This is a genomic window from Maribacter sp. MS6 (genome assembly GCF_056839185.1).
This window is the reverse complement of record NZ_CM166389.1, coordinates 791,556-816,459: the sequence shown is the minus strand read 5'-3', so window position 1 is coordinate 816,459 and position 24,904 is coordinate 791,556. Positions and strand designations below refer to the sequence as shown.

Here is a 24,904-nt window from a genome sequence, read left to right as displayed (position 1 = left end):
AACAAAAAGACTTATTTCTTCATTCCTGGCTGTTTAATCGTATAGTTGGCTTTGTTCTTCGCTTCGTCCACTTGTCTTTTAACATCAGCCAATAAGGCTTTGGCATCATAAACGATACCGTCTTTTATAGTGTATTTTACGCCGCCAGCGCGTACAACTTTATTATCATCTGTAAGTCTTACGGCCCCAGTTCCGTAAAGTACTTTTAAGTTTTTAAGTGGATTTTCTTCTACTACGACAAAATCTGCCATTTTTCCTATAGATACGGAACCAATTTTATCTGCCATTCCTAGCGCTTCCGCTCCGTTTAGGGTAGCAGCTCGTATGACTTCCAAAGGATGAAAACCTGCCTCTCGTAACAATTCCAATTCGCGAACATAGGCAAAACCGTATAATTGAAATATGAATCCAGAATCAGACCCGGCAGTTACGCGACCTCCTCTATTTTTATATTCGTTGATAAAAGTCATCCAAAGCGTATAGTTCTTTTTCCAGGCTACTTCCTGTTCCGTACCCCAATCGTGCCAATACGAACCATGTGATATTTTACTAGGTTGGTAGAATTCCCATAACGAAGGTAACGTATAGCTCTCATGCCATTCTGCTCTTCTAGCTCGTTGTAAATCCCGACTAGCCTCATAGATGTTAAAGGTGGGATCTAAGGTAAAATCCAGCTCCAGTAATTCGTTCATTACGGCATTCCAATGGTCGGAGTAGGGTTCTGCTGCTTGTGCCCAAAGCTTACCAGCGTTTTCAAAGCGATGTTGCTCATTTTGGTAGTTATAGTCCAAAGGATAATCCTGTACTGTTCTATCATTGAATAATGCCTCCGGTAGCCCGTACCAGTGCTCCATAGAGGTGAGTCCGGCTCTGGCGGAATGTAGTACATTCCAGCGTGCAACGCTCATTTGTGCATGGTGGCATGCAGAACCTAGGCCCAATTTTTTGTTTTCGTCCAAAGCAGCGGCCATTATTTCAGGTTCAGCACCAAAAAATTTAATGCCATCCGCCCCTTTCTTTGCATTCGCACGAACCCATTCTCGAGCTTGTTCCGGAGTAGAAATAGGAATGTCGTTTAATGGATTAAAGCTTTTGCTTGTTTGTCCAAAACCGGTGTAAGCCAGAATGCGAGGCGCTATTATTTCATTTTTAGCGCTTTTCCGTTTTAAATCCATAGCAAAATCAATACCCCTGCCACTTGGCTCCCTAACCGTGGTAATACCGTGAGCCATCCAAAGTTTAAAAACATAATCGGGTTCTGCGCCTTGTGCTGTTCCGCCAATATGACCGTGCATATCTATAAAGCCTGGAAGGAGGTACATACCATTGCAATCTAGTTCTTTCCCACCCGGTTTTAATTGTGGTCTTTTGCTTTCATCAATGGGAACACCATCGTAGCCAACCACTTCTATTTTTTTGATGATGTTGTTTTCTACAACGATATCGATAGGCCCTTGTGGCGGGGCACCATTACCATTAATCAGCATTACGCCCCTAATGATTAGCTGCGAATGTGGCCCGTCTCCTTGTAAGGATTGTGCAACCAAGCTACCTGTGTGTAGCAAGGTTAAAAGTACTATTAACTGTATTTTTCTCATGATTTTCAAATTAGTGGTTGGTCTATAGCCTAGGTGTTAGATTAATTTTCTGATGGTATGTTTATTTTGTCACCCAGAAAAAGTGCATTCAAGAAAAGTCGGTTGGTGCCGTACCAAGATCCTCTAAAATTAGGATTATCGGCAAACAGGACGACTCTTCCACTTCCGACTTTGCTTACGATTAATGAGGCGGAAGGTTTTATATTTTCTTCCATGTTCTTTTCTGTTATAAAGCCATCAATATGGGGTGCTGCGGTATACTTGGCAATCGTAGCATAGGCGTTTTTGCTAGGAGCTAGCCACACCGTGTTGTTTTTGTATACAGGAATGGTGTTATCCCTATATCCATAGGCAAGTGGGTGGGTAACATCCAAATCTACTTCTAGAATTACGCCTCCAAGACTTTCCTTTCCAATATTTTCACGAGCATCTACATACGGTTTTCTTGTGGCAAGCTTAGTAGAATCCTTTTCTGTTTTGGTGAGCTTTTCATCCACTATTTTCTTATCAATGGCCCATTTGCTTGCCGAACCTATAGTGATCAGTGTATTTCCTTTACTAGTCCAGTCTTTGATTTTGGCCAATTGCTTGTCCGATAGATTATAGCTTCCGGATACCATAACTAGGCTTGTATACTTGTCCAAGTTGGCTCTATTGAAGTTACGCATTGGAATTTTGGTAATGGGCATATGTACGCGCGTATCCAATAAATGCCAAACCTCACCGGCCTCGTAAGAACGAACACCTTCTCCAATAAGCATAGCTGCTTTTGGTTTTTTGATTGCTTCTATATTTCCACTACCTAAATCTATACCACCTAGGCTTAGTCCGGTATCTACAGTAGAAATAGGGACTTCAAATTTCTGTTGCGCCTCTTTAATGTTGTTATATAGCGTTTCGGCATCCTGTTTTTGAAGGCTTACGCTAATCAAAACCGCACCATAGTTGAACTTTTTTTCCCCATTTCTGGTTTTGGCGGTAAAAGGCTTGGCGGCAGATGAAGCAACAATACCTTTTTGCTGCAAATAATGAAGGGCAGCAGGGGAGTTGTAATCGTCCCAATCCATAATATATGCATAATTGGATTTTTCAACCGGACGCTGTTGTACAAGATTTTCTACCGTCGTAATCTTTTCTCCAAGTTGCAGGGAGTTAACTGGTTTGTATTTCATATTATAAAAATTACCCACAGACCAAGCAGAGGCGTCGTAATACACACTATCCCTGTACTTGTCATATGTTTCAAACATGGTTTGGACCATTCTATACTGGGCTTGGTTCGTGGGTACGGTGTAGTTGTCTCCGGACCGATACACGTCAACTTTATGCAATAGTAATTTATCGATGAAGGCTTTGGTCCGGTTTTGGTCATAAGAATCCCCAAATGTATATCCTTTGATTTTACTTTTGGATGCATTGGTCAATGCACTTTTGAAGAACCGTTGCTGGTATTGGCGCATGTACGCCTTGTTATTGACTGCAGTTTTAACTGTTGTTATACCTGAAGTGTATTGGTTTCTTATGGTAAAAGCAAAGGTAATTTCACCAAATGGCGTCGTTTGCCTATGACCGCGCGAGCTTGCCTGCTCAAATAAAAGCCCTAGGCCACCCTGAAGATCAGGATACGAAGAGCCATAACCAGGGTACGTGCCGTCGAAAACTTCTTTTGTAAAGTAAAGCGAACCTATGCTATCTAAGGCCTTCGCGAATTCATTGCCAAAGAGTGTGTTTAGATCTTCATAGTTTTCCTTGGGCATAATAGGGTCCCAGGAAGCATTGTCTTTCATAGGTTCGAAGAAATAGGTGCTCTGACTGCCCATTTCGTGAAAGTCCGTGACTACGTTCGGATACCATTGGTGGTACCAGTTTAGTTTTCCACGACTTTCTGGATTAATGGCTAATAACCAATCTCTATTGAGGTCGAACCAATAATGGTTGGTTCTGCCCCTGGGCCAGTACTCATTATGTTCCGCATCTTGCGGGTCGGCTACCTCTGGACTTCCTTGATAGGCATTCGCATATTGGGTGTGCCGATCCCTCCCGTCAGGGTTAATTGTAGGGTCTAGGAAAATAACTGCATTATTCAAATAATTTATGATTTCCGGATTCTCCGATGCGACGAAAGTGTAAGCAGTTAATAAAGCAGCCTCTGAACTTGAAGGTTCGTTTCCATGTACGTTATATGCTAGATTAATAAAAATAGGAACTTCATCATAGTTGGAAACCGATTTGGAAGGATCTGTAAAGGCCAGGTGTGCCTCTTGTAGGGATTCCAAATTGTTTAGGTGTTCCGGTTTTGTTATCGTTAGCATTACCAGTTTTCTACCTTCATGTGTTTTTCCGTATTCTTGTATGCTTGCACGGTCCGAAACTTCCGCCAATTTCTCTAAATAGGCAACAATGAGATCATGCCTTGTGTGATGTTCTCCAATTCCATAACCTAAAAAAGCTTCCGGAGAGGGAATGTTCTCGTTAAAGGGTTTAAATTTTTGATAGAAATAGTCTTGTGCGGAAAGGGTACTCCCAAAAAGGACTACCAATAATAGTAATTTTCTGAACATTAGGCGGTTTTTAAATTTTGCTGCCTAAATATACCTATTATCCTCTTATCTCTTTGCAGTATTTAGTACTTTTTACCCAGTAATTTATAGTAGTGTGAAAGAAATTAGCAGTTATACTGCAGGATGTAATTGCTGTGTTATTTCGTGAAATCTGATGATATAATTGGTCCCTTTTTTACTGTCGTCACGTTGGATAGTTCCTTTTAATTGGCGGGTTAGATTGTGGATTAGCTTTAAGCCTAACGATTTGGAATTTTTATAGGTTACTGTTTCCGGAAAACCTTTTCCATTGTCACCAATATTCAATACATATTGCTTATCCAATTCTTTTTTCAGAACAATGTAAATTTCGCCCTCCTCCTCATCTGCAAATCCATATTTTAGCGCATTGGTCACGGCTTCATTTATCAATAACCCTAACGGGATGGCAGTGTCTATACCAAGTTTTATATCTGGAATATCTATTTTGAGCTGCACCTTACTGTCCAGGCCTTTAATTGACCTAATAAGATATTCGCTTAATTCCTGTACGTATGACTTATACTCAATTTGTGAAATGTCGTTTCTCATATACAGCATTTCGTGTACCATGGCCATTGAAATTACCCTGTTCTGTGTGCTTTTGAGCAAGGTTTTCATTTTTGCCTCTTCTACATTACGCGATTGTAAGCTTAATAAACTAGATACCGTTTGTAAGTTGTTTTTTACCCGATGGTGTACTTCTTTTAAAAGGGTCTCTTTTTCCTCCATCTGTGCGGTTAATTCTTTTTTAGAACGGTACAGCGCATGGTGAGTCCTCAGCAAGTTCTTACCAAAGATATTTCCTAAAAGAAACATTGAGAACAGGACCGAAAGTAAATTGAAAAGCGATTTGGAATCTTCCGGAATTACATTTTCAGTAATACTTAATTCCGGAATGCTTTGAGAAAAAATCAGAAGTACCAAACAAAACACAACAACAAGGTACACCTGACCGTAGCGCTTTGTTGTAACATATCCCGCAAACACGATCAAAGCGAGGGTGAAAATAAATTCGCTGTTGATACCTCCACTATAAATAGTAATAATAAAGGCACTAATTAATGCCATTATTGAAGATACATTATAGGTTACAATGATATTGTCGTGCTTCCGGAAAAGCAAAGTGTTTATTAGATTAAGGATACCAAAGACAACAAAAACAAATGGGATAATTTGGGTAATGTTCAAAACAAAATAGCAAAGCAGACCAAAAGCCAATGCCAAAACACTAGAAACGTAGTTTACCTTTAAAATAAGGGAAACCTTATCTTTAAGACGTTCATGGTCTATTTTTGAGTCTTTCATTGGTAACGTATTGGTAATCCCGTGCCTTTTGATTGATGCTGTAAAGCTAATCATGTTTACCGAATAATTCCAATACTTTTTAACATTCCGAAACTTAGTGGGAAAATTGTTAACTCCTCGTCTTTCTAGGCTTCAAATCTGTAAGATTGGCGATGGAAATCGGTTTTTTCTCTTGTATGCTTTTATGAGCCGCAATACCTATTAGAATGGACATGGCCCCATCTCTTAGTCCCGCTGTTCTGTTAAATTCATCTGGCGTATCTGGATTAACGAATATTTTATCGTGCAGGCGTTTGTCGCCACCGCCATGACCACTTTTTTCCATAGTTACGTCTACGGTTTCATGCTCTTGCCATAATTTATGTACAATAACTGGTTCTACATAGGTTTCTTCCTGTTCTGATTGCTCCATTTCTTTTGCGTGTTTTTCAGCTTCGTCTATGGTGCTTGTTTTATGATAGGGAATATCTTGCCAAGCTTCTATGCGGCCTTTGGTACCGTTGAATGCTACCCGCCAACCTTCAAAAGGCGAGTACGTCGTTAGAGAATAATTTAGTATCGTATTGTCGGAGTATTTTACTTGGGCAGACATTTTATCGTAAATGTCTATGTTCTCCCTAAAGAGACAATTGTCGCGAATATAACCATCCATATGCTCATGGTCTACATATAGCTTTTTTGTAAACTCATCTGTATGGATGTCCCAATAGAACTCGCAAGAATCCTTAAAATCACATGATCTACAATTAGCCCCTCTTTGTGGCCCATTTTTTCCGTAATATTCTAGGTCGCCATAAGCAAAAACCTCATTAGGTTCAGAATTTATCCACCAATTCAACAAATCAAAATGATGAGTGGCTTTGTGTACCCATAACGAGCCGCTACTTGCCATTTCCCCATGCCAGCGTCTAAAGTAGGATGCACCATGGTAGGTGTTCAAATACCAATTAAAATCAACGGAAACCAATTTCCCAATCGCATTATTTTGCAGCAGCTCTTTTATTTTGGTAGCATACGGACTCCACCTATAATTAAATCCAACTATGAGCTTTTTATCGGACTTCTTTTCGGCATTTATGATGCTTTGACATTTGACTTCATCTGTAGTCATGGGTTTTTCGGTAAGTACATCGCAACCCATTTCTAATCCTTTAATTATGAATTCGTGATGGTTGGAATCCTTGGTGGTTACAATTATTAAATCTGGTGTTGTCTGCTTCACCATAGTTTCAAAATTCGTGAAAATAGGACAATTGGCACCTATATATTTTTTGCCATAAGCAAGCCTACTTGAATTACTATCACATAACCCTACAAAATCTAGGATATCTGGATAGGTGTCCAGCAATCGTTTCCCCCAAAATGTTATGCCTCTTACGCCGGTACCCACCAAACCTATTTTCAATTTAGAAGTCTTTCCAAACGCAAAGCTATGTAAAGGTAATGCGGTGCTGGCGGCAAGCATGCTTATAGAACTAAGAAATTTACGTCTGGTAGCTGTCATTTTTAATCGTATTTATTAAGCTACAAGGTACTTAAAATATCATTCTTTTGGTAGTCTGTTATTCTAGCAGAACGGTATTTTTTAAATAGCGTAAAGATATATGGAGATTTCCTTAAGAGTAAAGTGTACCCAAATTATAGAACCTGCTTTATACGCACTTGTTAATTTGGTGCAGATTAAAAGGCATATGTATATAACACCTATAACAGGAAATAAGAAAGGCACCCGTATGGATGCCTTTTAAATTATATGTAGCTAATTCTTAGTCCTGTGTAATTACCCATTCCCCTTTTTGGAGTAGTGGTTCCGCTTGTTTGAACTTTACAGTTTTGCTCTCACCGGACATCACGTTTTTTATGGTTACCCGTTCGTTCCTTCCAATTTTCGGCTGCTCACGAATAATGGTTTCGGTTACCGGTGGACGTTGTCCCTGGTTCTGACCTACAGCTCTGCTTCGCGCTGCAAGTTCATCGTTATTAGGGATTTCCTCCTTGGAGGTCTGTAAATTCTCTTTCCTACGTTTAATGTTATCAGCTTGTTGTATTTCGTTAGGATTACCGGAAGGTAATTCCCCTTTAAACAAAAATGAAACTATTTCTTTATTCACTTTCTCGATCATCCCTTTGAAAAGCTCAAATGCTTCGAACTTATAGATTAATAAGGGATCTTTTTGTTCGTGGACTGCTAATTGGACCGATTGCTTTAATTCATCCATTTTTCTCAAATGGGTTTTCCAAGAATCATCTATAATAGCAAGAGAGATGTTTTTCTCAAAGTCCGTTACCAGTTGTTTTCCTTCACTATCGTACGCCTCTTGTAAATTGGTTACCACATTAAGACTTTTGATACCATCGGTAAATGGAACCACGATACGCTCAAAGTTGTTGGAGTTGTCTTCGTATACTTGTTTTATTACCGGTAGAGCTGTTGCGGCATTTCGTTCCATTTTCTCTTTGTAATGGGAATACCCTTCCTTGTATACTTTCCCTGTAATTTCTTGGGCACTTAATTTTCCAAATTCTTCCTCAGAAACAGGGGAGGTCATGGAGAAATATTTTATCAATTCAAATTCAAAATTTTTGTAATCGTTCGCACCTTTATTGCCTTCTACAATAACTTCACAAGTGTCGTACACCATGTTGGCGATATCGACTTTTAAACGCTCTCCTTGTAACGCATGGCGTCTTCTTTTATAAACGACCTCGCGTTGTGCGTTCATTACATCATCGTACTCCAATAAACGCTTACGCACACCAAAGTTATTTTCCTCTACTTTTTTCTGCGCACGTTCTATGGATTTGGTCATCATGCTATGCTGAATCACTTCGCCTTCTTCCAGCCCCATTTTGTCCATCATCTTGGCCACCCTGTCCGAACCGAACAAACGCATTAGGTTATCTTCCAATGAAACATAGAATTGTGAGCTTCCTGGATCTCCTTGACGACCAGAACGACCTCTTAATTGCCTATCCACCCTACGGGAATCGTGCCTTTCGGTGCCTACAATAGCAAGTCCGCCGGCTTTCTTTACCGCTTCTGAAAGTTTAATATCCGTTCCACGTCCTGCCATGTTGGTGGCTATCGTTACAACACCTCCATAACCGGCTTCCGCCACAACATCAGCCTCCTTTTTATGCAATTTTGCGTTCAATACATTGTGTGGTACTTTACGCACGCTTAACAATTTGGAAAGTAATTCGGAAATTTCTACCGAAGTCGTACCAATAAGGACAGGCCTTCCTGCGTTACTCAACTTTGTAACTTCTTCTATTATAGCGTTATACTTTTCCCGTTTTGTTTTGTAAATTAAATCGTTGCGGTCATCTCTTGCAATTGGTCTGTTGGTAGGAATTTCCACTACGTCTAATTTATAGATTTCCCAGAATTCCCCAGCTTCGGTAACGGCGGTCCCGGTCATACCTGCCAATTTACTGTACATTCTAAAATAGTTCTGTAAGGTAACCGTAGCGAAGGTCTGGGTCAAGGCTTCGATTTTTACATTTTCCTTGGCTTCAATGGCTTGGTGCAATCCGTCCGAATAACGGCGACCATCCATAATACGACCGGTCTGTTCGTCTACGATCATCACCTTATTGTCCATCACTACATATTCCGTATCCTTTTCAAAAAGGGTATACGCCTTTAGCAATTGGCTCATGGTGTGAATACGTTCGCTTTTGATGGTAAAATCTTTAAAGAGTTCTTCCTTAAGTTCTGCCTCTTTTTCTATCTCTAGGTTTTGTTCCTCTATTTTGGCAATTTCTCCGCCAATATCCGGCATAACGAAAAAGTCTCTATTCTGCTCTCCAGAAATATAGTCTACTCCTTTATCGGTAAGTTCTATTTGGTTGTTTTTTTCATCGATTACGAACAATAGGTCTTCATCCACTTTGGGCATTTCCCTATTGTTGTCCTGCATGTAAAAATTCTCTGTTTTCTGCAACAGTTGCTTTACACCCTCTTCACTTAAGAATTTTATCAGCGCTTTGTTCTTAGGTAGCCCCCTGAAAACCCGCAGTAATAAAAATCCACCTTCTTTGGTATCGCCTGCGGCTATCAGTTTTTTTGCTTCTGCTAAAACACCTGTCAAGTGCTGTCTTTGTTTTTGCACGATTTCGTTAACCTTTGGCTTCAGTTCGTTAAATTCGTGACGGTCTCCTTCCGGTACCGGTCCTGAAATAATTAAAGGTGTACGAGCATCATCTACTAAAACCGAGTCTACCTCATCTACAATCGCATAGTTATGCGGGCGTTGTACCAAATCTTTTGGAGTGTGCGCCATATTGTCCCTTAGGTAATCAAAACCGAATTCGTTATTGGTGCCGTAGGTAATGTCTGCATTATAGGCCGCCCGTCTACCATCTGAGTTAGGCTTGTGGTGATCTATACAATCTACGGAAAGGCCATGAAATTCAAAAATAGGAGCCATCCATGCGCTATCCCTTTTTGCCAGATAATCGTTCACGGTTACCAAATGCGTTCCGTTGCCCGTAAGTGCGTTCAAATATAGTGGCAGTGTTGCCACTAAGGTTTTACCTTCACCCGTTTGCATTTCTGCAATTTTTCCTTGGTGCAAGGCAATACCTCCAATTAATTGCACATCGTAATGCACCATGTCCCAAGTAACTTCTTTACCTGCGGCGTCCCACGAATTTTTCCAGATGGCCTTTTCTCCGTCCAACGTAACATAATCCTTGCTGCCGGAGATTAGTCTATCGTTCGCGGATGCGGTAACCGTAAGGGTTTCGTTATTGGCAAAGCGCTTGGCCGTTTCTTTTACTACAGCAAAAGCTTCCGGTAATATTTCGTTTAAAGTAGCTTCAGAAATCGTATATGCTTCTTGTTTTAATCTATCTATTTCCGCATAGCTGTCCTCGTTCTTGTCAATATCGGTAGACTCATGAACCTCTTTTTCCAGTTCGGCTATTTGGGCGGTAATATCTTGGTAGGACTCCTTAATTCTTTTCTTGAAATCAATAGTCTTTTGACGAATCTCATCCAAACTTAAGTTTTCCATCTCCGCTTCAAAAGATTTTATCTGTTTGACTAAGGGTTGAAGCTCTTTTACGTCCTTTTTTGATTTGTCGCCAACAAAAGCTTTTAAGACGGAATTTATAAAACTCATATGTATTTATGTATTTGTATCAAAACTTCAAAAATTTAATGTTTAAGAAGTTTTACTAGTATTGATTAAAAGCCGATTTTCATAATCGACGTGCATTAAAGAACAAAAGCCATTCCAGTAATTATATTCGACTAAAAAACCTTTTTGTACTGCCAAAATTACATAAAAAAAAAGCCTCCATGGAGACTTTTTAGTAGTAATTATGATATGTAAGCCCATTAAGGGCGTCTCTTCAAAAAATACTATGAACTATTTAATTCAAGTTAGTTAGAATCAATAGTATAGTTCTCTTTTTATATGTGACGACTAATATTCGTCTTCATTCCAGAGGTAATCCTCTTCCGTGGGATAGTCTGGCCAGATCTCTTCGATAGACTCATAAATCTCACCACCTTCTTCTTCCATGGACTGCAAGTTCTCCACCACTTCTAATGGTGCTCCAGTTCTAATTGAGTAATCAATCAATTCGTCTTTGCTTGCCGGCCAAGGTGCATCACTTAAATAAGATGCTAGTTCTAATGTCCAATACATGGTAATCGTGTAATTTAAAATTTTTGCAAAAATAATTTTTTAATGATGATAGTCAAGATAATTCGTAATTATTTCGCCTTAGTTATCAACATTTTTTTACTTTATAAATTGATAACGAATAAATTAGGGATTTATTAGTCCTTTTTTTCGGGAATCCATTTTACTTCATCTGCCTGCAGTTCTTTGGACAATTTTCGTGCCAGTACAAAAAGATAGTCGGACAGGCGGTTTAAATACCAGAGCACCAGTTCATCAAAAGGTTCATTTTCGTTCAAGAGGGTCGCCATCCGTTCTGCTCTTCTACAAACGGTACGCGCTATATGACAGTATGACACGGTGGTGTGACCACCGGGAAGAATAAAATGCGTCATTTGTGGCAAATCTTGCTCCATGGCGTCTATGGCAATTTCTAGTTTATGGATGTGCGATTCTTCAATTTTTGGTATATTGAGACGTTCCTTTCCATTTTTAAGTACTGCTTTCTCTGGGTCGGTGGCTAAGATAGCTCCAAGCGTAAATAAGTCTTCTTGCACTTTGGTAAGTTCTTGTTTTGAGGAACTAGCAATGTCTTGGTCTCGGATAAGTCCTAACCACGAATTTAACTCGTCTACTGTACCATAGCTTTCTATACGGATATGATGTTTAGGGACACGTGTGCCTCCAAAGAGGGCCGTAGTTCCTTTGTCTCCGGTCTTGGTGTAAATCTTCATGCTTTTTTTTCGGGTTTCGTAAAATGTTTTATACTGAGCTGAGGGTACAAAGTTTCAAGTTTCTATTTTTTTCGGGTTGCTTAAGGCGGGTATTTGTAAGCGGTGGTTTGATGACCCATGAGTGATGAACTATATTAAGCTTCTTGAATTTGACTCAGAATTGGATAAACTCTAATCTCTTTTTATTGGCTACTACCTACTCTTGTTTATCCTTACGTTTGTAATCTCCCATGAATTTGCGTGATTTCCTTTCTCTAGATTTCCCTCTATTCATTAACCGAAATCCTACGTAAATCGCGAAAACGACTCCTAGGATAATATAAATGGTATTGTTGTTCATAGTCTAGGATTAAAGGATAAAATTAAGGGATTATATCCGGATCTTAAAATGTTCCTTCACCTGTTCTCTTCTAAAAAAGACCAAACCGCAGTGAAATACGTCTATAGTTACGCGGACTTCTTCACGTTTTTTAATTTCTTTCCACAAAGTTAGACTTTCTTTGGACGCATAGATTCCAGTTATTATGAGTATGGTTTCGTTGTGTCTGTATTTACTATCCATGTTATTAGCCGGTTCGTTCTTAACGTCGGTATACATAATATCATAGGGAAGTGAGTCATATTCTAGATTTTTGAAAACAGAATCCAGCTGTTCTTTAAGTTCGTTGGCGTCCGGCACCAACCCTATTTTTTTATGAGAAAAGTAGGATATGCTTTTTATTAGAACATTTTCAGTTACCGTGAATGTTTTAGTCCCTTTTCGGTATAATCCTTTGGTAATAAAGTTATAGACAAAAGGCGAATGCACACCATGTTGATTGGTCGCGCTTAGGAGGAATTTTATACGGCAAAGAAAACGAAACACTTTATCAATTTCAGAATTCCTCAAATGTACTAATACCAATGAAAACGAAGAATATTGTAAGGCAATGTTTTCGCTGTAAGGAAATGGTAGCTTATGGTGCGCTATAAAATAAAAGTGCCCGTTTGTCAAAAACTCTGGCAGGAGGTTTTAGCAACTGGCACTTGCATCATTACAGTGAGTAACTTTTAGATTAAGCCATTTTAGCTTTGTTTCTTTTGGTAGTAAAAGACAATGCCTTGGTTACTCTGGCATTTTTGAACTTGTATAATCTAGCAACTTCAGTTTTAGTTTCCAGGTTCAATTCCTTTACGGTTTCGGTAACGATAGTCATTTCGATAGTTTCGACCTTAACATCCGTTGTGTTGTTCTGAGCTTGTGCGCTCATTCCAATGAAGAAGATAAAGAAGATGGTAGCTATTGTTTTCATGACTTGCGTTTGTTACACTATTATAACGGGCGCAAGTGTATTTTTGAGGGTTGCCGTTCGCCGAACAACCCATATTACTCGGTATCTGACAGAAGTTCGGTTAAAGTGCAGAATTCACTCGGTAAACTGCACGAACCCTAAAAACACCTTATCGAAAAAAGGTGTCGTTAAACTATAGTTTTAAAAGATCAGGTCATTATAAAAGGAGGTTTTATCCTTCCATTAGTGCAGAAAGCTCAAACCAACGCTCTGTTTTTACATCGATTGTTTCCGATAATTCACCTAGCGCTATGGATAGGGAGGAAATTTCGTCCCCAGATAACGAAGAATCGGTAAATTTTGCCTGTAGTTCTTCTTTTTTGGTTTCTAATTTTTTAATGTCCCGCTCCAATTGTTTGTACTCTTTCTGATCGTTATACGACAGTTTGTTTGTAGTCTCCGTTTTTTTCCAAGTAGTTTTGGAAACATCGGTCTTTTCTTTTAGTTCCCTCTTTTCCTGTACCTGACTATCTTCATAAGCGCGGTAATCGGAATAGTTACCTGGAAAATCTTCGACAACACCATCTCCTCTAAATACAAATAGGTGGTCTACAATTTTATCCATGAAATAGCGGTCATGCGACACAACGAGCAGGCAACCTTGAAAATCCAGCAGGAAACTCTCTAATACATTAAGTGTTACAATGTCCAAGTCGTTTGTAGGCTCATCTAGAATTAAAAAATTAGGATTTTGAATTAACACGGTACATAGATAGAGACGTTTACGTTCCCCTCCACTTAACTTATCCACAAAATCATATTGTTTTTTTCTATCAAAAAGAAAGCGCTCCAATAATTGTTGGGCAGATATTTGTTTTCCTTTCATCAAGGGAATGTAGTCACCGAATTCCCGTATGACGTCTATTACCTTTTGCCCTTCTTTTATGGTAATACCTTTTTGGGTATAATAACCAAATTTAATTGTTTCACCAACAATGACCTTACCGCTATCGGGTTGGTCCCTTCCAGATAAAATATTTAAAAAGGTAGATTTTCCGGTACCGTTTTTACCTATGATTCCTATCCGTTCCCCTCTTAAGAAATTATATTCGAACTTATCTAGAATGGGTTTGTTAGGAAAGGATTTAGAAACTTTTACAAATTCTAAAATCTTGCTGCCCATGCGCTCCATGTTCAGCTCTAACTGTACCTCATGCTCTTTTCTGCGATTGCTTGCTTTTTCCTTTATGGTATTAAAATCGTCTATTCTGGATTTTGATTTTGTGGTGCGCGCCTTTGGTTGGCGACGCATCCAAGTCAGTTCTTTTTTGAAAAGGAGTTCTGTTTTATGCTGCTCAACACTTTCTTGTTCCAGACGCTGTTCCTTCTTTTCTAAATAGTAGGAATAATTTCCTTTGTAAGGGTAGAGGACACCATTATCTAGCTCAATTATTTCGTTACACACACGTTCTAGGAAAAAACGGTCGTGGGTAACCATAAACAGGGTCATATTTTCTCTAGCGAAATATTCTTCTAACCATTCAATCATTTCTAGATCTAAATGGTTCGTAGGTTCGTCCAGCACCAATAAATCGGGTTTATTGATCAGGGCATCTGCCAATGCCAATCGTTTTTTCTGTCCGCCGGAAAGCATTCCTACTTTGGCATTCATATCCTCTAGTTTCAGTTTAAAGAGAATTTGCTTATACTGGGTTTCAAATCCCAAGCTTGAAAACGGTCCATGGCCTCAAAAGCCTTTTGGTAGGCATCTGCATCCTCTGGGTTCTGCAAGGCTGTTTCATAGCTGGAAATTACTTGTAGCACCTCATTGTCAGAAGCAAAAATTGTTTCTTCAACAGTTAATTCCGGATCCATTAACGGTTCTTGTGCCAAAAAAGATACGCGCGTGCTTTTTCGATAGCTAACCTGTCCGGTATCGGGACTATCCGCTCCCGACAAAATATTGAGAATCGATGTTTTTCCGCTGCCATTTTTGGCAATTAGGGCTATTTTTTGGTCTTTGTTGATGCCAAAGGAAAGGTTCTCAAAAAGGACCAGTTCGCCATAAGATTTAGAAATATTTTCAACCGTAAGTAAATTCATAAAGATATAAGTTCAAGCGCAAGTATCAAGTGTAAAACATCTTTTTGGTCTAGAGAGCCTGTGCGGTTTTTTTTAAATGATGCAAAAGAAACAGGTATCGGATTCCCAAGGCCAATAACACAAAGACCATTAAAATGGAGAATACTTGCACTTTTACAATCCACAAAATTACGCTAATTACAAGTAGTGCCAGTACAATTACAAGATATGTTTTAATCCATTTGGCTGGTTGACTTTTAAGCAGGTAAAAAGCGATGATAAGGTTGGGCGCAAATGCCCAAAGCGCATTAAAATTGGCCTTAGTGGCATCATGGTCCGTAAAGAACCATAGAAATAGGATGATGCAACCAGCTATTCCCGTAAAGGAAAACAAAAGTATGTCTACCCATTTTGTCCGTCTGTTTTGCTTTACATCTGTAATTGTAACAAACAGTACTACAAACAATAGCAGTCCTAGCCAAAATACTGGTGTTACAACAAAAAAAGTATCCTCTTTTTGCGTGGGTATATCCAGAAGTATCGATTCTTTTGTGACAATTGGAGCACCGTTTAAGGTAGTATGTTTTAGTTGTTCGTAAACATAAATAGGAAGGAATAGGTGTTCGTAAGGCGAAGCCTTTCTGTCAATTACAGAACCTAGCGCCAAGTCTATTCCAAAATTAGACCAAGAGTTTACATTTAAATTTTGATGTATGAGTTGCCTAAACGTAAACTGCTCTTCTAAATGCGTATAATCAAACTGTAGGGCATTGCCAAGATTCTTTTCAAACACTTCGGGAATTTTAGTGGCGCAGTTCTCAAATAAAAAATCATATTTATACAAACGGTTTTGAGGTAGTAAATTGGTTTCTAAAAAGGCGACGATGGCACTTCGTTGGACAAAGTCCAAGTCTAGCTCTTGCTCCTTGATCCACCGTTGCTCATACACATAACTTCTTTCGAATAGGTCAAACGTGCTACGTGTAATCATATAATCTAATTTACCACGCGTAAAATTTAGATAAAAATTGGGGTCATCAAAGTTGTAGGTACCGTAACCATAAACCACATCTATACCTATCGCCGGATCTTGTAAACGTATGGCGCTATGTCCAAATTTAGCTGCCAGATCTTGGCCGGTGCCTACGGTAAGTAGGCTTAATTTTGAAAGTGGGGATAATTGCGTCGCTTGGGAATAACCCCTAACAATGGTTAAAAGTAAAAGAAATGTAAGTACTATTTTTTTAAACATAAATGCTGCGCTGAACCTAAACGCTGCAAAGATGCAAATAATCCTGAAGCTACCCTAAAGTCCATTTTTAGCATATCACATTTTTGCGAGGTAATTGCTATCTCATGACGAATAAACTTACAACTGCTTGGTATAAACTATGGGTAAAGAAGGTGTAACCAAAGAAATATGCTATTTTTAGCTTTAAGTTTACACGTAGCACCAGAAACTAAAATCATTTTTAGTATTCCATAAAGTCCACTATTTTATGAAAAAACATGTTCCCAATTTTATAACGCTGCTCAATCTCTTTTGTGGTTGCGTGGCCGCTGTGTTTGCTGTTTGGAACCAATTGGAAATTGCCGCCATATTCGTGGCTTTGGGTATTTTTTTCGATTTCTTTGATGGTTTGGCCGCACGCGTTCTTAATGTAAAGAGCGAATTAGGATTGCAACTGGATTCGTTGGCAGATATGGTTACGAGCGGATTGGTGCCAGGTATTGTTATGTTTCAATTGTTGGGTATGTCTCAAACTGGAGGCTGGAATTTGGATACGTATTCCCTAATTTCTACCGAAGGATTCAACTTCACATCATTGCTCCCTTTTGTCGGCTTCATTGTTACCTTGGCGTCTGGCTATCGCCTAGCCAAGTTTAATTTGGATGAAAATCAGGTGTCTTCCTTTATCGGGTTGCCTACACCTGCCAATGCTTTGTTGATTCTGTCGCTTCCTTTGATCCTGTTTTATCATCCAAGTGCCGTGCTCAGTGATATGCTGCTGAACCAGTGGTTTTTGATAGGTCTAACGTTGTTGAGTGCTTTTTTATTGAACTGTAACCTGCCCTTGTTCGCCCTTAAATTCAAGAATTGGAGTTTTACCGATAATGCATTGCGTTATATATTTTTAACGCTTAGTCTCGTGTTCTTAATAACAATGCAATTTTTGGCGGTGCCTATTATTATTCTTTTTTATGTTTTGAGCTCTTTAGTGAGCCGCTGGAATCAAAAGTAGAGTAACTCATGAATTTCGGAATAGCCCGAGGTTAGGCTATTTAAGAACATTAAAGCTTGTTGTGGTAAGTAATTATAATTAAGGACATAGATTAATTTATGACAATCATTAATTCTAAACCTCATGATATCGCCGAAATCTTTCGCCTTTATACAGTTGCCTCGGAGTATCAGAAAACAAAAAAGACAGTGGTAGTATGGCCAGATTTTGACCCAACACTTATCGAAACCGAAATAGCAGAACAGCGCCAGTTCAAACTAATGCTAGATAAAAAAATGGCCTGTGTTTGGGCAGTTACTTTTACCGATGCAGCCATTTGGGAAGAACGCAATAGGGATGCCGCAGTGTATATTCACCGTATAGCAACGAACTCCGATTTTAGAGGACGTAATTTTGTCGAAACCATTGTATCATGGGCTAAAGCGTATGCTAAAGAAAATCAAAAACGGTTTGTGAGGTTGGATACATTGGGCAACAATACCAAACTTATTGCACATTATACGAAAGCAGGTTTCAAATTTTTAGGGATGTTCGATTTATCAAATACGGACTCCTTGCCGTTGCACTATAATGAGGCACCTGTTTGCCTTTTCGAAATTGATTTAGGAGCTCAATAATGATGCAACCGAGAATAATCCAAAGAAAAGACACCAAGGGTATTGGACAGTCACTATTTATGAGTTTGGTCAACAACAGAACCGGAGAATTGTGGCGTAGTTTTATGCCCATGCGAGGACAAATTCAAAATAGGGTAGGTACCGATTTTATTTCTCTGCAAGTATACCCGCCTGAATATCATAGCGTTTTTACTCCAGAACGGGAATTTATGAGATACGCACTAGTTGAAGTGCTTGATTACAATAGTGTTCCGGAAGGGATGGAGACATTTACGATTGTTGGGGGACTATATGCTCTTTTTGATTACAAAGGTGAAAGCGGTGACCCTAGTATCTTTCATTATATTTATGGAGACTGGATTCCAAAATCTAAATTTGTATTGGACAACCGTCCTCATTTTGAGGTGCTAGGCGCCAATTACGAAAATAACAATCCCAATTCTGAAGAAGAAATCTGGATTCCTATAAAAGAAGCATGAAGCAATCTCAAAGAGCCCCTTGGTACTATCTCCTTTTGTTAATATTGGCAGGTGAAAGCGTTTTTATTCTCCCGTTTGTGCTGGCTAGGGTGTTTAGACCTACCGTATTGGATGTTTTTGCCCTGGACAATACACAATTGGGATTATGTTTTTCGGTCTATGGGTTTGTTGCTCTAGTTTCCTATCTTTTTGGTGGCCCCTTGGCAGATAAGTACCCACCAAGAAAACTTATTGCCGTTGCGCTCTGGATGACCGCATTAGGTGGATTGGTATACGCCACCTATCCAAGCTATGCTGTTCTTAAGGTACTGTATGGCTATTGGGGTTTTACTACGATTTTTTTATTTTGGGCTGCTATGATAAAAGCCACCCGCGTTTGGGGCGGGGCAACATCTCAGGGTAAAGCCTTTGGGTTTCTAGACGGTGGCCGTGGTTTGGTCGGTGCGTTGTTCGGGACTATGGGTGTTCTTATTTTTTCTATTTTTATCAGCTCCGAAATAGCCGAAGCTACCATCGCAGAAAGCAGGACCGCATTTAAATATGTAATTTTGGTTTCTTCAGGTATTGTTGTTATCGTAGGTGGTTTAGTTTGGTTTTTTATGCGGATGGATAAAGCAGCGGAACGGGCTATTGTTCTGGATAAAATTACCGTTTCTCAAATAAAGGAAGTACTGAAATTACCAGCTGTAGGTTTATTAATGGTAATTATCCTTTGTGCTTATGTAGGTTATAAAATCACCGATATATTTTCGCTTTATGCCCAAGATGTGATGTTATACGACCAAGTACAGTCGGCACAAGTTGGAACATTGTTATTATTCGTGCGCCCGGTTGTTGGGATACTAATCGGGATATTGGCAGATCGCTCACAGACTACCTACTGGTTGTTGGTCAGTTTTATAGTTTCTTTTATCGGAGCATTGCTATTTGCCACCGGAGTTATTTCCGACTCGTCTACGGCCTTATTCTTTATTTCTATTTTGGTCGTAGCTACGGGAGTTTATGCGGCACGCTCCCTTTACTTTGCCGTAATGGAGCGTGGAAAGATTCCATTGGTGCTAACAGGTACCGCTGTGGGTCTTATTTCCCTAATTGGCTACACACCCGATATTTTTGCAGGACCGGCCATGGGTTACTTACTGGATTCCAATCCCGGTGTGGTGGGTCACCAGCTAGTCTTTGGCATGTTGGCCATATTTTCTTTGGTAGGAGGTGTTGCCGCTTGGTATTATTATAAATTGTATAGCAAATAGTGGTCATTCAAACGAACAGAAATCTAAACTTGTTGCTTTCGGGGGTTATTGTAATAATCGCTGGCTGTGTTTATGGTGGTCACCCATCGTACTTGATGCCATTGATTCTGGATTTTCAAGTGGAAGCCCTGGAGCTAAAGAATATGCTCCGTGCTATCATGGGCATTTACATTGGGATTGGTATATTTTGGCTGATGGGTGCTTACAACGCTAAACTCTGGTATGCAGCTACGGTTTGCAATGTGTTATTTATGGGAGGTATTTCTTTTGGACGAATAGTGAGTACATTATTTGATGGTGTTTCTATGCAATTTACACCGGCACTTATTTTGGAGCTATTATTTTTTTGTTGGGGGCTTTATAATTTGAAACATTGTTCGATTTTAAATAAAAAATAAAACCTTCCCTAGTTTTCTTCGTAGGTAGTGTATAATCTAAAAACTACTATGATGCGTAAAATAAGCTATTTGTTCCTCCTTTTGTTCGCCACCGTTTTGTTTTCATCTCATGAGCTGTTTCTTAAGACGGATTCCCATTTTTTACAACCTGATGCGCCTACGCAACTTTATTTACTTAATGGGACTTTTGATACCAGTGAGAATGCCATTACCGCAGATCGTATTATCAATTCAAAAATCATTGGTCCAGATTATCTTTTAGAACCTGAAGAAGGTCAATTCATGATAAAGGATAAAATTACCTATTTAAATTTTACCACTGGAAATCCAGGTACCTATGTTGCAGGGATATCCACGTTGCCGAGAATTTTAGAAATGGATGCAAATGCCTTTGCTAGTTATTTGGAGCACGAAGGTCTGGAAAGCATTATTACCGAAAGAAAGGCACTAAGAATAGATGATAATGGGGCAAGGGAACGCTATTCTAAGCACGTTAAATCGTTGCTTCAAATAGGAGAGGAAAGCTCCATGGACTTTATGAAGCCTTTAGGTTATCCAATTGAATTTGTGCCCATGAGCAATCCTTTTAAGGTAGGTTTAGGCGTACCTATTTCGTTCAAGTTGCTAAGAAATGGTAAGCCTTTGGCCAATCAAACAGTTCATTATAGCACGGCTGTTCCAGGACAGAATGCTCATGATAATGAAAACGCTACGAGGACCAACGAAAATGGACTGGTTACCATACGGCCAAATGCAAAAGGGAAGTGGTATGTGGCAACAATTCACATGGAGACAAAAGAGGATGCTGATGTAGATTATGAATCCAATTGGGCTACATTGACTTTTGAGATTAAATAATCGTTAGGTTTGGGTTTAAGTTGTTAGTACGAATTGGATATGTTGTATTATTGCTAAATGAGAGGAGAAAATTCAGGTTTATTTGAAGGTATTCGCCAAACCATAAGTAAATTGGATCTATCAGATATTCCAAAAGACCGACTGCCCGTATTGCACAACCTTATCGATTTCATTCAAAACAAAAAAGATGCGGGTATAACTATAAATTTGAATTTTATATGCACTCATAATTCACGTCGAAGTCATTTGTCGCAGATTTGGGCGCAAACCATGGCCACGTATTTTGGAATCGAAAATGTATTTTCCTATTCCGGAGGAACTGAGGCAACAGCTTTGTTCCCAACGGTAGTTGATGTTTTAAGTACTATGGGGTTTGAGATTACAAATCTTTCGGAAGGAACTAACCCAGTGTATTCCATTAAATTCGGAGACAACTTGCATCCCATAGTGGGGTTCTCAAAAGCATATGACAACGCATTTAATCCAAAGTCCAACTTTGCTGCGATTTTAACCTGTGGTCATGCAGATAGCAATTGCCCTTATATTTCCGGAGCCGAGAAAAGAATAGCGCTTACGTTTGAAGACCCTAAGGCTTTTGACACTACTCCGTTGCAGCAAGAAAAATATTGGGAACGGAGTATGCAAATTGCTACGGAGTTGTGTTATGTGTTTTCTCAAATAAAGTAATCCTAAAAATCCAACTTCTTTTTGCGAAGTTCAAAATTCTGTCCCAAGTAGACTTTTCGTACCATTTCATCGGCAGCTAAATCTTCCGGAATTCCGGATTTTAAAATGCCACCTTCAAACATAAGGTAAGAACGTTCCGTAATGGCCAAGGTTTCCTGAACGTTATGATCGGTAATTAAAATACCAATGTTCTTGTTCTTTAATTGGGCTACGATACGTTGTATATCCTCCACCGCAACGGGGTCTACCCCTGCAAAGGGTTCGTCCAATAAAATAAATTTAGGGTCTGTTGCCAATGCCCTTGCAATTTCGGTACGTCTTCGTTCTCCACCTGATAACAAATCTCCACGGCTTTTACGAATATGGCCTAATCCAAACTCCTCAATAAGGGATTCCATTTTCATATGCTGCTCTTTCTTGCTCAACTTAGTAAGTTGGAGAACGCTCAAAATATTCTTTTCAATGCTTAATTTTCTGAATACCGAGGCTTCTTGTGCCAAATAGCCAATTCCGTTTTGGGCCCTTTTGTACATAGGAAACTTTGTAATTTCCATATCGTCCAAATAGATAGCGCCACCATTGGGTTTAATAAGACCAACAATCATATAGAACGATGTTGTTTTACCAGCTCCGTTTGGTCCTAAGAGTCCTACGATTTCACCTTGGTTTACTTCCAACGATATGCCCTTTACCACCCTGCGGCCTCGGTAGGATTTCATTATGTTTTCGGCTCTTAGCTTCATCTTTTCAAATCTAAACCTTATTCATTGCCAAGAAAAGGTTTTAATGTTTATTTAACGGTGCTGATTTTCCAGTTCTTCCCAATACTCATAGGCGCGCCTAAGGTGAGGAATAACGATAGTGCCCCCTACAAGGGTTGCAATTCCCAAGGTTTCCATAACTTCCTCTTTGGTGACACCTTCGTTATAGGAGCTTTCAAGGTGGTATTTTACACAATCATCGCACCTAAGCACCGTGGAGGCAACCAGACCTAAAAGTTCTTTGGTCTTCACGTCCAATGCACCCTTGGCAAACGCGTTGGTGTCTAGATTAAAAATGCGCTTAATAATCTTATTGTTATCACCCAGAAGCTTATCGTTCATTTTGGAACGATAGGCATTAAATTCATCAATTTGGTTTGACATCTTTTCTTGCTTTTTCTGCTTTCGCTTTTTCCGCTTTTGCCTTTTCGGCTGCTTTACGTTCTCTTTTTGCCTCGTTTTTTAGAACCCGTTTAGAAATACCGATACTTACTTGGTATAAAATTAAAACAGGAAAAGCAACGATAATTTGGCTTGTTACATCCGGTGGCGTAATTACAGCGGATAATATCAAAACGATAACCAAGGCTATCTTTCGATATTTTTTCATTATTTCTGGGGTTACCAAGCCTACTTTTGTCAAGAAATAAATGATTATCGGTAATTCGAATAAAATACCGCATGCGATAACCGAAGTCCTGATGGTAGAAATATAGGAAGCAAGGTCAAATTCATTTGTAACCTCAGAACTTACTTGGTAGGTGCCCAAGAAGTTGATGGATAAAGGCGCTACTATATAATATCCAAAAAGCACCCCCATAAAAAATAAGAAAGATGCTACTAGGATAAATCCTCTTGAATTTTTCCGCTCTTTTTCATAAAGTCCAGGGCTAATAAACTTCCAAACTTCATACAATACGTAAGGAAAACCAATAATGAATCCTGCCCAAATGGAAGTCCATATATGTGCAGAAAACTGACCGGACATCAGCCTGCTTTGTATGGTAAAAGGTAATTCGTCTGCACAAAAAGCGGACTCAAAACCTAATAAAGTCGCAATCTCGCAAAATACCCTATATGTGGGAAAATCCATTTTCTTAGGACCAAAAATAATCGTGTCAAAAATAAAGTCCTTCATTAAAAAGGCCGCACAACCAATAATGACAATAGCCAAGGTTGATCGTATTAAATGCCACCTTAATTCTTCCAAATGGTCCAAAAAGGACATCTCATTAGGCGGTGTTGTTGATTTTTCTCCCATTATAAAATACCTTCGTTTATGAGATTGTGTAAGTGGATAATCCCTTTGTATTCCCCTTTATCTACGGCCAATAACTGAGATATTCCTTTTTGTTGCATAAGTTTCAAAGCTTCGATAGCAAGGGTGTCGGTAGCTACGGTTTTAGGATTTTGGCTCATAATATCGGCCGCGGTTAGTCCCTTTATATTGTCGTGCTTGTTTAACATTCTTCTAATGTCACCATCCGTAACAATTCCAACAATTTTTTCATCATCCAAAACAGCCGTTACCCCAAGCATTTTTTTTGAAATCTCTATGATTACCTGCTTAACTTCTTCATTCAGTTGTACCTGGGGTATCTGATTATTCTTAATAATATCCGAAACCCTTAAGTACAATTTTTTACCCAACGCACCTCCTGGGTGATATTTGGCAAAGTCTGCACTGCTAAAACCTTTAAGTTCCAATAATACAATGGCCAAGGCATCTCCTATAACAAGTTGTGCGGTAGTGCTAGTGGTTGGTGCCAAACCGTTAGGACAGGCTTCCTCTTTTACAAAAGTATTCAGGAGAAAATCGGATTGTTGGGCCAAGAAAGAATCAGGATTTCCCGTCATGGCTATTAATTTATTCTTCCCTCGTTTCAACAGTGGGATTAACATTTTTATTTCAGGAGTACTTCCACTTTTGGAGATGCAGATGACCACATCATTATCTTGAACGGTTCCCAAATCTCCATGTATGGCATCCGCAGCATGCATAAATATCGCAGGTGTCCCCGTAGAATTTAAGGTGGCAACAATTTTAGATGCGATGATAGCGCTCTTACCAATTCCTGAAATTACGACACGGCCTTTAGAGGCTATTATGCAATTAACGGCGTTCGCAAAATCTTCGTCTACCAAGGAAATGAGGTGCGTAATAGCATCTCGCTCCGTTTTAATCGTCTTTTTCGCTAAATCGATAATCGTACTTGCAGATGTCAACGTATTATTCAATTTTATGAATTGTATTCCTAAAAGATTGTCTTATCTTTAAGATTACAAAATTACATAAACTTAATGGTATAGGATATGTATCCAATAATAATTTGGTTGCGATTCTTGATGTTAACTACCAAATAATTTACTTACATAATTTCTTAGCACTAAATTAAAAAA

At 39.2% G+C, this 24,904-nt stretch carries 22 protein-coding genes and 1 pseudogene; 7 read left to right on the top strand and 16 right to left on the bottom strand.

Going from position 1 to position 24,904, the window contains the following annotated elements; translation table 11 throughout:
* Window positions 1-11: 11 nt before the first annotated feature.
* From MS6x_RS03750 to MS6x_RS03695, 12 genes and pseudogenes are all read right to left on the bottom strand, one after another.
* Window positions 12-1,598 (bottom strand): amidohydrolase family protein, encoded by a 1,587-nt coding sequence (locus MS6x_RS03750; protein ID WP_482605425.1) that lies wholly within the window; start codon window positions 1,596-1,598, stop codon window positions 12-14.
* Window positions 1,599-1,639: 41 nt separating this feature from the next.
* Complete coding sequence (locus MS6x_RS03745; protein WP_482605424.1) at window positions 1,640-4,159, bottom strand: M14 family metallopeptidase; 2,520 nt, start codon at window positions 4,157-4,159, stop codon at window positions 1,640-1,642.
* 111 nt (window positions 4,160-4,270) lie between these two features.
* The gene (locus tag MS6x_RS03740) at window positions 4,271-5,485 is read right to left on the bottom strand and encodes a sensor histidine kinase (protein ID WP_482605423.1); all 1,215 of its coding nucleotides are present in this window, start codon (window positions 5,483-5,485) and stop codon (window positions 4,271-4,273) included.
* Window positions 5,486-5,594: 109 nt separating this feature from the next.
* Entirely contained in the window at window positions 5,595-6,989 is a 1,395-nt protein-coding gene (locus MS6x_RS03735; protein WP_482605422.1) for a Gfo/Idh/MocA family oxidoreductase, read from the bottom strand.
* A gap of 262 nt (window positions 6,990-7,251) precedes the next feature.
* Window positions 7,252-10,614 carry a preprotein translocase subunit SecA gene (gene secA, locus MS6x_RS03730; protein ID WP_482605421.1) on the bottom strand — a complete coding sequence of 1,121 codons (3,363 nt, stop codon included), beginning with the start codon at window positions 10,612-10,614 and terminating at the stop codon, window positions 7,252-7,254.
* Between the two features lie 306 nt (window positions 10,615-10,920).
* A complete protein-coding gene (locus MS6x_RS03725; protein ID WP_027064442.1) occupies window positions 10,921-11,145 on the bottom strand; it encodes a DUF2795 domain-containing protein in 225 nt (74 codons plus the stop codon).
* Window positions 11,146-11,279: 134 nt separating this feature from the next.
* Window positions 11,280-11,855, bottom strand: a complete 576-nt coding sequence (locus MS6x_RS03720) for a cob(I)yrinic acid a,c-diamide adenosyltransferase (protein ID WP_482605420.1) — start codon at window positions 11,853-11,855, stop codon at window positions 11,280-11,282.
* A gap of 196 nt (window positions 11,856-12,051) precedes the next feature.
* On the bottom strand, window positions 12,052-12,195 hold the full coding sequence (locus tag MS6x_RS03715) for a hypothetical protein (protein WP_482605419.1): 144 nt from the start codon (window positions 12,193-12,195) through the stop codon (window positions 12,052-12,054).
* Between the two features lie 30 nt (window positions 12,196-12,225).
* Window positions 12,226-12,663, bottom strand: a complete 438-nt coding sequence (locus tag MS6x_RS03710) for a hypothetical protein (protein WP_482605418.1) — start codon at window positions 12,661-12,663, stop codon at window positions 12,226-12,228.
* Between the two features lie 247 nt (window positions 12,664-12,910).
* Window positions 12,911-13,147 carry a hypothetical protein gene (locus tag MS6x_RS03705; protein WP_482605417.1) on the bottom strand — a complete coding sequence of 79 codons (237 nt, stop codon included), beginning with the start codon at window positions 13,145-13,147 and terminating at the stop codon, window positions 12,911-12,913.
* Window positions 13,148-13,358: 211 nt separating this feature from the next.
* Window positions 13,359-15,229 (bottom strand): annotated as a pseudogene (locus MS6x_RS03700) (ABC-F family ATP-binding cassette domain-containing protein).
* Window positions 15,230-15,278: 49 nt separating this feature from the next.
* A complete protein-coding gene (locus MS6x_RS03695) occupies window positions 15,279-16,460 on the bottom strand; it encodes a lipoprotein N-acyltransferase Lnb domain-containing protein (protein WP_482605416.1) in 1,182 nt (393 codons plus the stop codon).
* A gap of 247 nt (window positions 16,461-16,707) precedes the next feature.
* On the opposite strand from MS6x_RS03695, the gene MS6x_RS03690 reads away from it, so the two are divergent.
* The 7 genes from MS6x_RS03690 (at window position 16,708) to MS6x_RS03660 (ending at window position 21,743) form a co-directional block, all read left to right on the top strand.
* On the top strand, window positions 16,708-17,451 hold the full coding sequence (locus tag MS6x_RS03690) for a CDP-alcohol phosphatidyltransferase family protein (protein WP_482605415.1): 744 nt from the start codon (window positions 16,708-16,710) through the stop codon (window positions 17,449-17,451).
* Window positions 17,452-17,549: 98 nt separating this feature from the next.
* Window positions 17,550-18,068, top strand: a complete 519-nt coding sequence (locus tag MS6x_RS03685) for a GNAT family N-acetyltransferase (RefSeq protein ID WP_482605414.1) — start codon at window positions 17,550-17,552, stop codon at window positions 18,066-18,068.
* A complete protein-coding gene (locus MS6x_RS03680) occupies window positions 18,068-18,547 on the top strand; it encodes a GyrI-like domain-containing protein (protein WP_482605413.1) in 480 nt (159 codons plus the stop codon). The genes MS6x_RS03685 and MS6x_RS03680 overlap by 1 nt, the downstream gene beginning before the upstream one ends.
* On the top strand, window positions 18,544-19,800 hold the full coding sequence (locus MS6x_RS03675; protein WP_482605412.1) for an MFS transporter: 1,257 nt from the start codon (window positions 18,544-18,546) through the stop codon (window positions 19,798-19,800). Before MS6x_RS03680 ends, MS6x_RS03675 begins: the two co-directional genes overlap by 4 nt.
* Window positions 19,800-20,198 (top strand): DUF4345 domain-containing protein, encoded by a 399-nt coding sequence (locus MS6x_RS03670; RefSeq protein ID WP_482605411.1) that lies wholly within the window; start codon window positions 19,800-19,802, stop codon window positions 20,196-20,198. Before MS6x_RS03675 ends, MS6x_RS03670 begins: the two co-directional genes overlap by 1 nt.
* 48 nt (window positions 20,199-20,246) lie before the next feature.
* Window positions 20,247-21,056 carry a DUF4198 domain-containing protein gene (locus MS6x_RS03665; protein WP_482605410.1) on the top strand — a complete coding sequence of 270 codons (810 nt, stop codon included), beginning with the start codon at window positions 20,247-20,249 and terminating at the stop codon, window positions 21,054-21,056.
* Window positions 21,057-21,113: 57 nt separating this feature from the next.
* On the top strand, window positions 21,114-21,743 hold the full coding sequence (locus tag MS6x_RS03660; protein ID WP_482605409.1) for a low molecular weight phosphatase family protein: 630 nt from the start codon (window positions 21,114-21,116) through the stop codon (window positions 21,741-21,743).
* Between the two features lie 2 nt (window positions 21,744-21,745).
* Here the strand turns inward: MS6x_RS03660 and lptB are convergent, their stop codons facing one another.
* Genes lptB through MS6x_RS03640 form a run of 4 tightly spaced genes read right to left on the bottom strand, consistent with a single transcriptional unit; the run spans window position 21,746 to window position 24,742 of the window.
* Window positions 21,746-22,486, bottom strand: a complete 741-nt coding sequence (lptB, locus tag MS6x_RS03655; RefSeq protein WP_482605408.1) for an LPS export ABC transporter ATP-binding protein — start codon at window positions 22,484-22,486, stop codon at window positions 21,746-21,748.
* A gap of 51 nt (window positions 22,487-22,537) precedes the next feature.
* On the bottom strand, window positions 22,538-22,888 hold the full coding sequence (locus MS6x_RS03650; protein ID WP_482605407.1) for a carboxymuconolactone decarboxylase family protein: 351 nt from the start codon (window positions 22,886-22,888) through the stop codon (window positions 22,538-22,540).
* Entirely contained in the window at window positions 22,872-23,765 is an 894-nt protein-coding gene (tatC, locus tag MS6x_RS03645) for a twin-arginine translocase subunit TatC (RefSeq protein WP_482605406.1), read from the bottom strand. Before tatC ends, MS6x_RS03650 begins: the two co-directional genes overlap by 17 nt.
* A complete protein-coding gene (locus tag MS6x_RS03640; RefSeq protein ID WP_482605405.1) occupies window positions 23,765-24,742 on the bottom strand; it encodes a KpsF/GutQ family sugar-phosphate isomerase in 978 nt (325 codons plus the stop codon). Before MS6x_RS03640 ends, tatC begins: the two co-directional genes overlap by 1 nt.
* Window positions 24,743-24,904 lie beyond the last annotated feature (162 nt).

Bases quoted from the DNA above. Each gene is read 5' to 3' on its own strand.
- MS6x_RS03660 (WP_482605409.1), top strand. From the start codon at position 21,114: ATGAGAGGAGAAAATTCAGGTTTATTTGAAGGTATTCGCCAAACCATA.
- MS6x_RS03705 (WP_482605417.1), bottom strand. From the start codon at position 13,147: ATGAAAACAATAGCTACCATCTTCTTTATCTTCTTCATTGGAATGAGC.
- MS6x_RS03720 (WP_482605420.1), bottom strand. From the start codon at position 11,855: ATGAAGATTTACACCAAGACCGGAGACAAAGGAACTACGGCCCTCTTT.
- secA (WP_482605421.1), bottom strand. From the start codon at position 10,614: ATGAGTTTTATAAATTCCGTCTTAAAAGCTTTTGTTGGCGACAAATCA.
- MS6x_RS03685 (WP_482605414.1), top strand. From the start codon at position 17,550: ATGACAATCATTAATTCTAAACCTCATGATATCGCCGAAATCTTTCGC.
- MS6x_RS03740 (WP_482605423.1), bottom strand. From the start codon at position 5,485: ATGAAAGACTCAAAAATAGACCATGAACGTCTTAAAGATAAGGTTTCC.
- MS6x_RS03650 (WP_482605407.1), bottom strand. From the start codon at position 22,888: ATGTCAAACCAAATTGATGAATTTAATGCCTATCGTTCCAAAATGAAC.
- MS6x_RS03715 (WP_482605419.1), bottom strand. From the start codon at position 12,195: ATGAACAACAATACCATTTATATTATCCTAGGAGTCGTTTTCGCGATT.
- tatC (WP_482605406.1), bottom strand. From the start codon at position 23,765: ATGGGAGAAAAATCAACAACACCGCCTAATGAGATGTCCTTTTTGGAC.
- MS6x_RS03675 (WP_482605412.1), top strand. From the start codon at position 18,544: ATGAAGCAATCTCAAAGAGCCCCTTGGTACTATCTCCTTTTGTTAATA.
- MS6x_RS03725 (WP_027064442.1), bottom strand. From the start codon at position 11,145: ATGTATTGGACATTAGAACTAGCATCTTATTTAAGTGATGCACCTTGG.
- MS6x_RS03680 (WP_482605413.1), top strand. From the start codon at position 18,068: ATGATGCAACCGAGAATAATCCAAAGAAAAGACACCAAGGGTATTGGA.
- MS6x_RS03665 (WP_482605410.1), top strand. From the start codon at position 20,247: ATGATGCGTAAAATAAGCTATTTGTTCCTCCTTTTGTTCGCCACCGTT.
- MS6x_RS03695 (WP_482605416.1), bottom strand. From the start codon at position 16,460: ATGTTTAAAAAAATAGTACTTACATTTCTTTTACTTTTAACCATTGTT.
- lptB (WP_482605408.1), bottom strand. From the start codon at position 22,486: ATGAAGCTAAGAGCCGAAAACATAATGAAATCCTACCGAGGCCGCAGG.
- MS6x_RS03750 (WP_482605425.1), bottom strand. From the start codon at position 1,598: ATGAGAAAAATACAGTTAATAGTACTTTTAACCTTGCTACACACAGGT.
- MS6x_RS03690 (WP_482605415.1), top strand. From the start codon at position 16,708: ATGAAAAAACATGTTCCCAATTTTATAACGCTGCTCAATCTCTTTTGT.
- MS6x_RS03745 (WP_482605424.1), bottom strand. From the start codon at position 4,159: ATGTTCAGAAAATTACTATTATTGGTAGTCCTTTTTGGGAGTACCCTT.
- MS6x_RS03735 (WP_482605422.1), bottom strand. From the start codon at position 6,989: ATGACAGCTACCAGACGTAAATTTCTTAGTTCTATAAGCATGCTTGCC.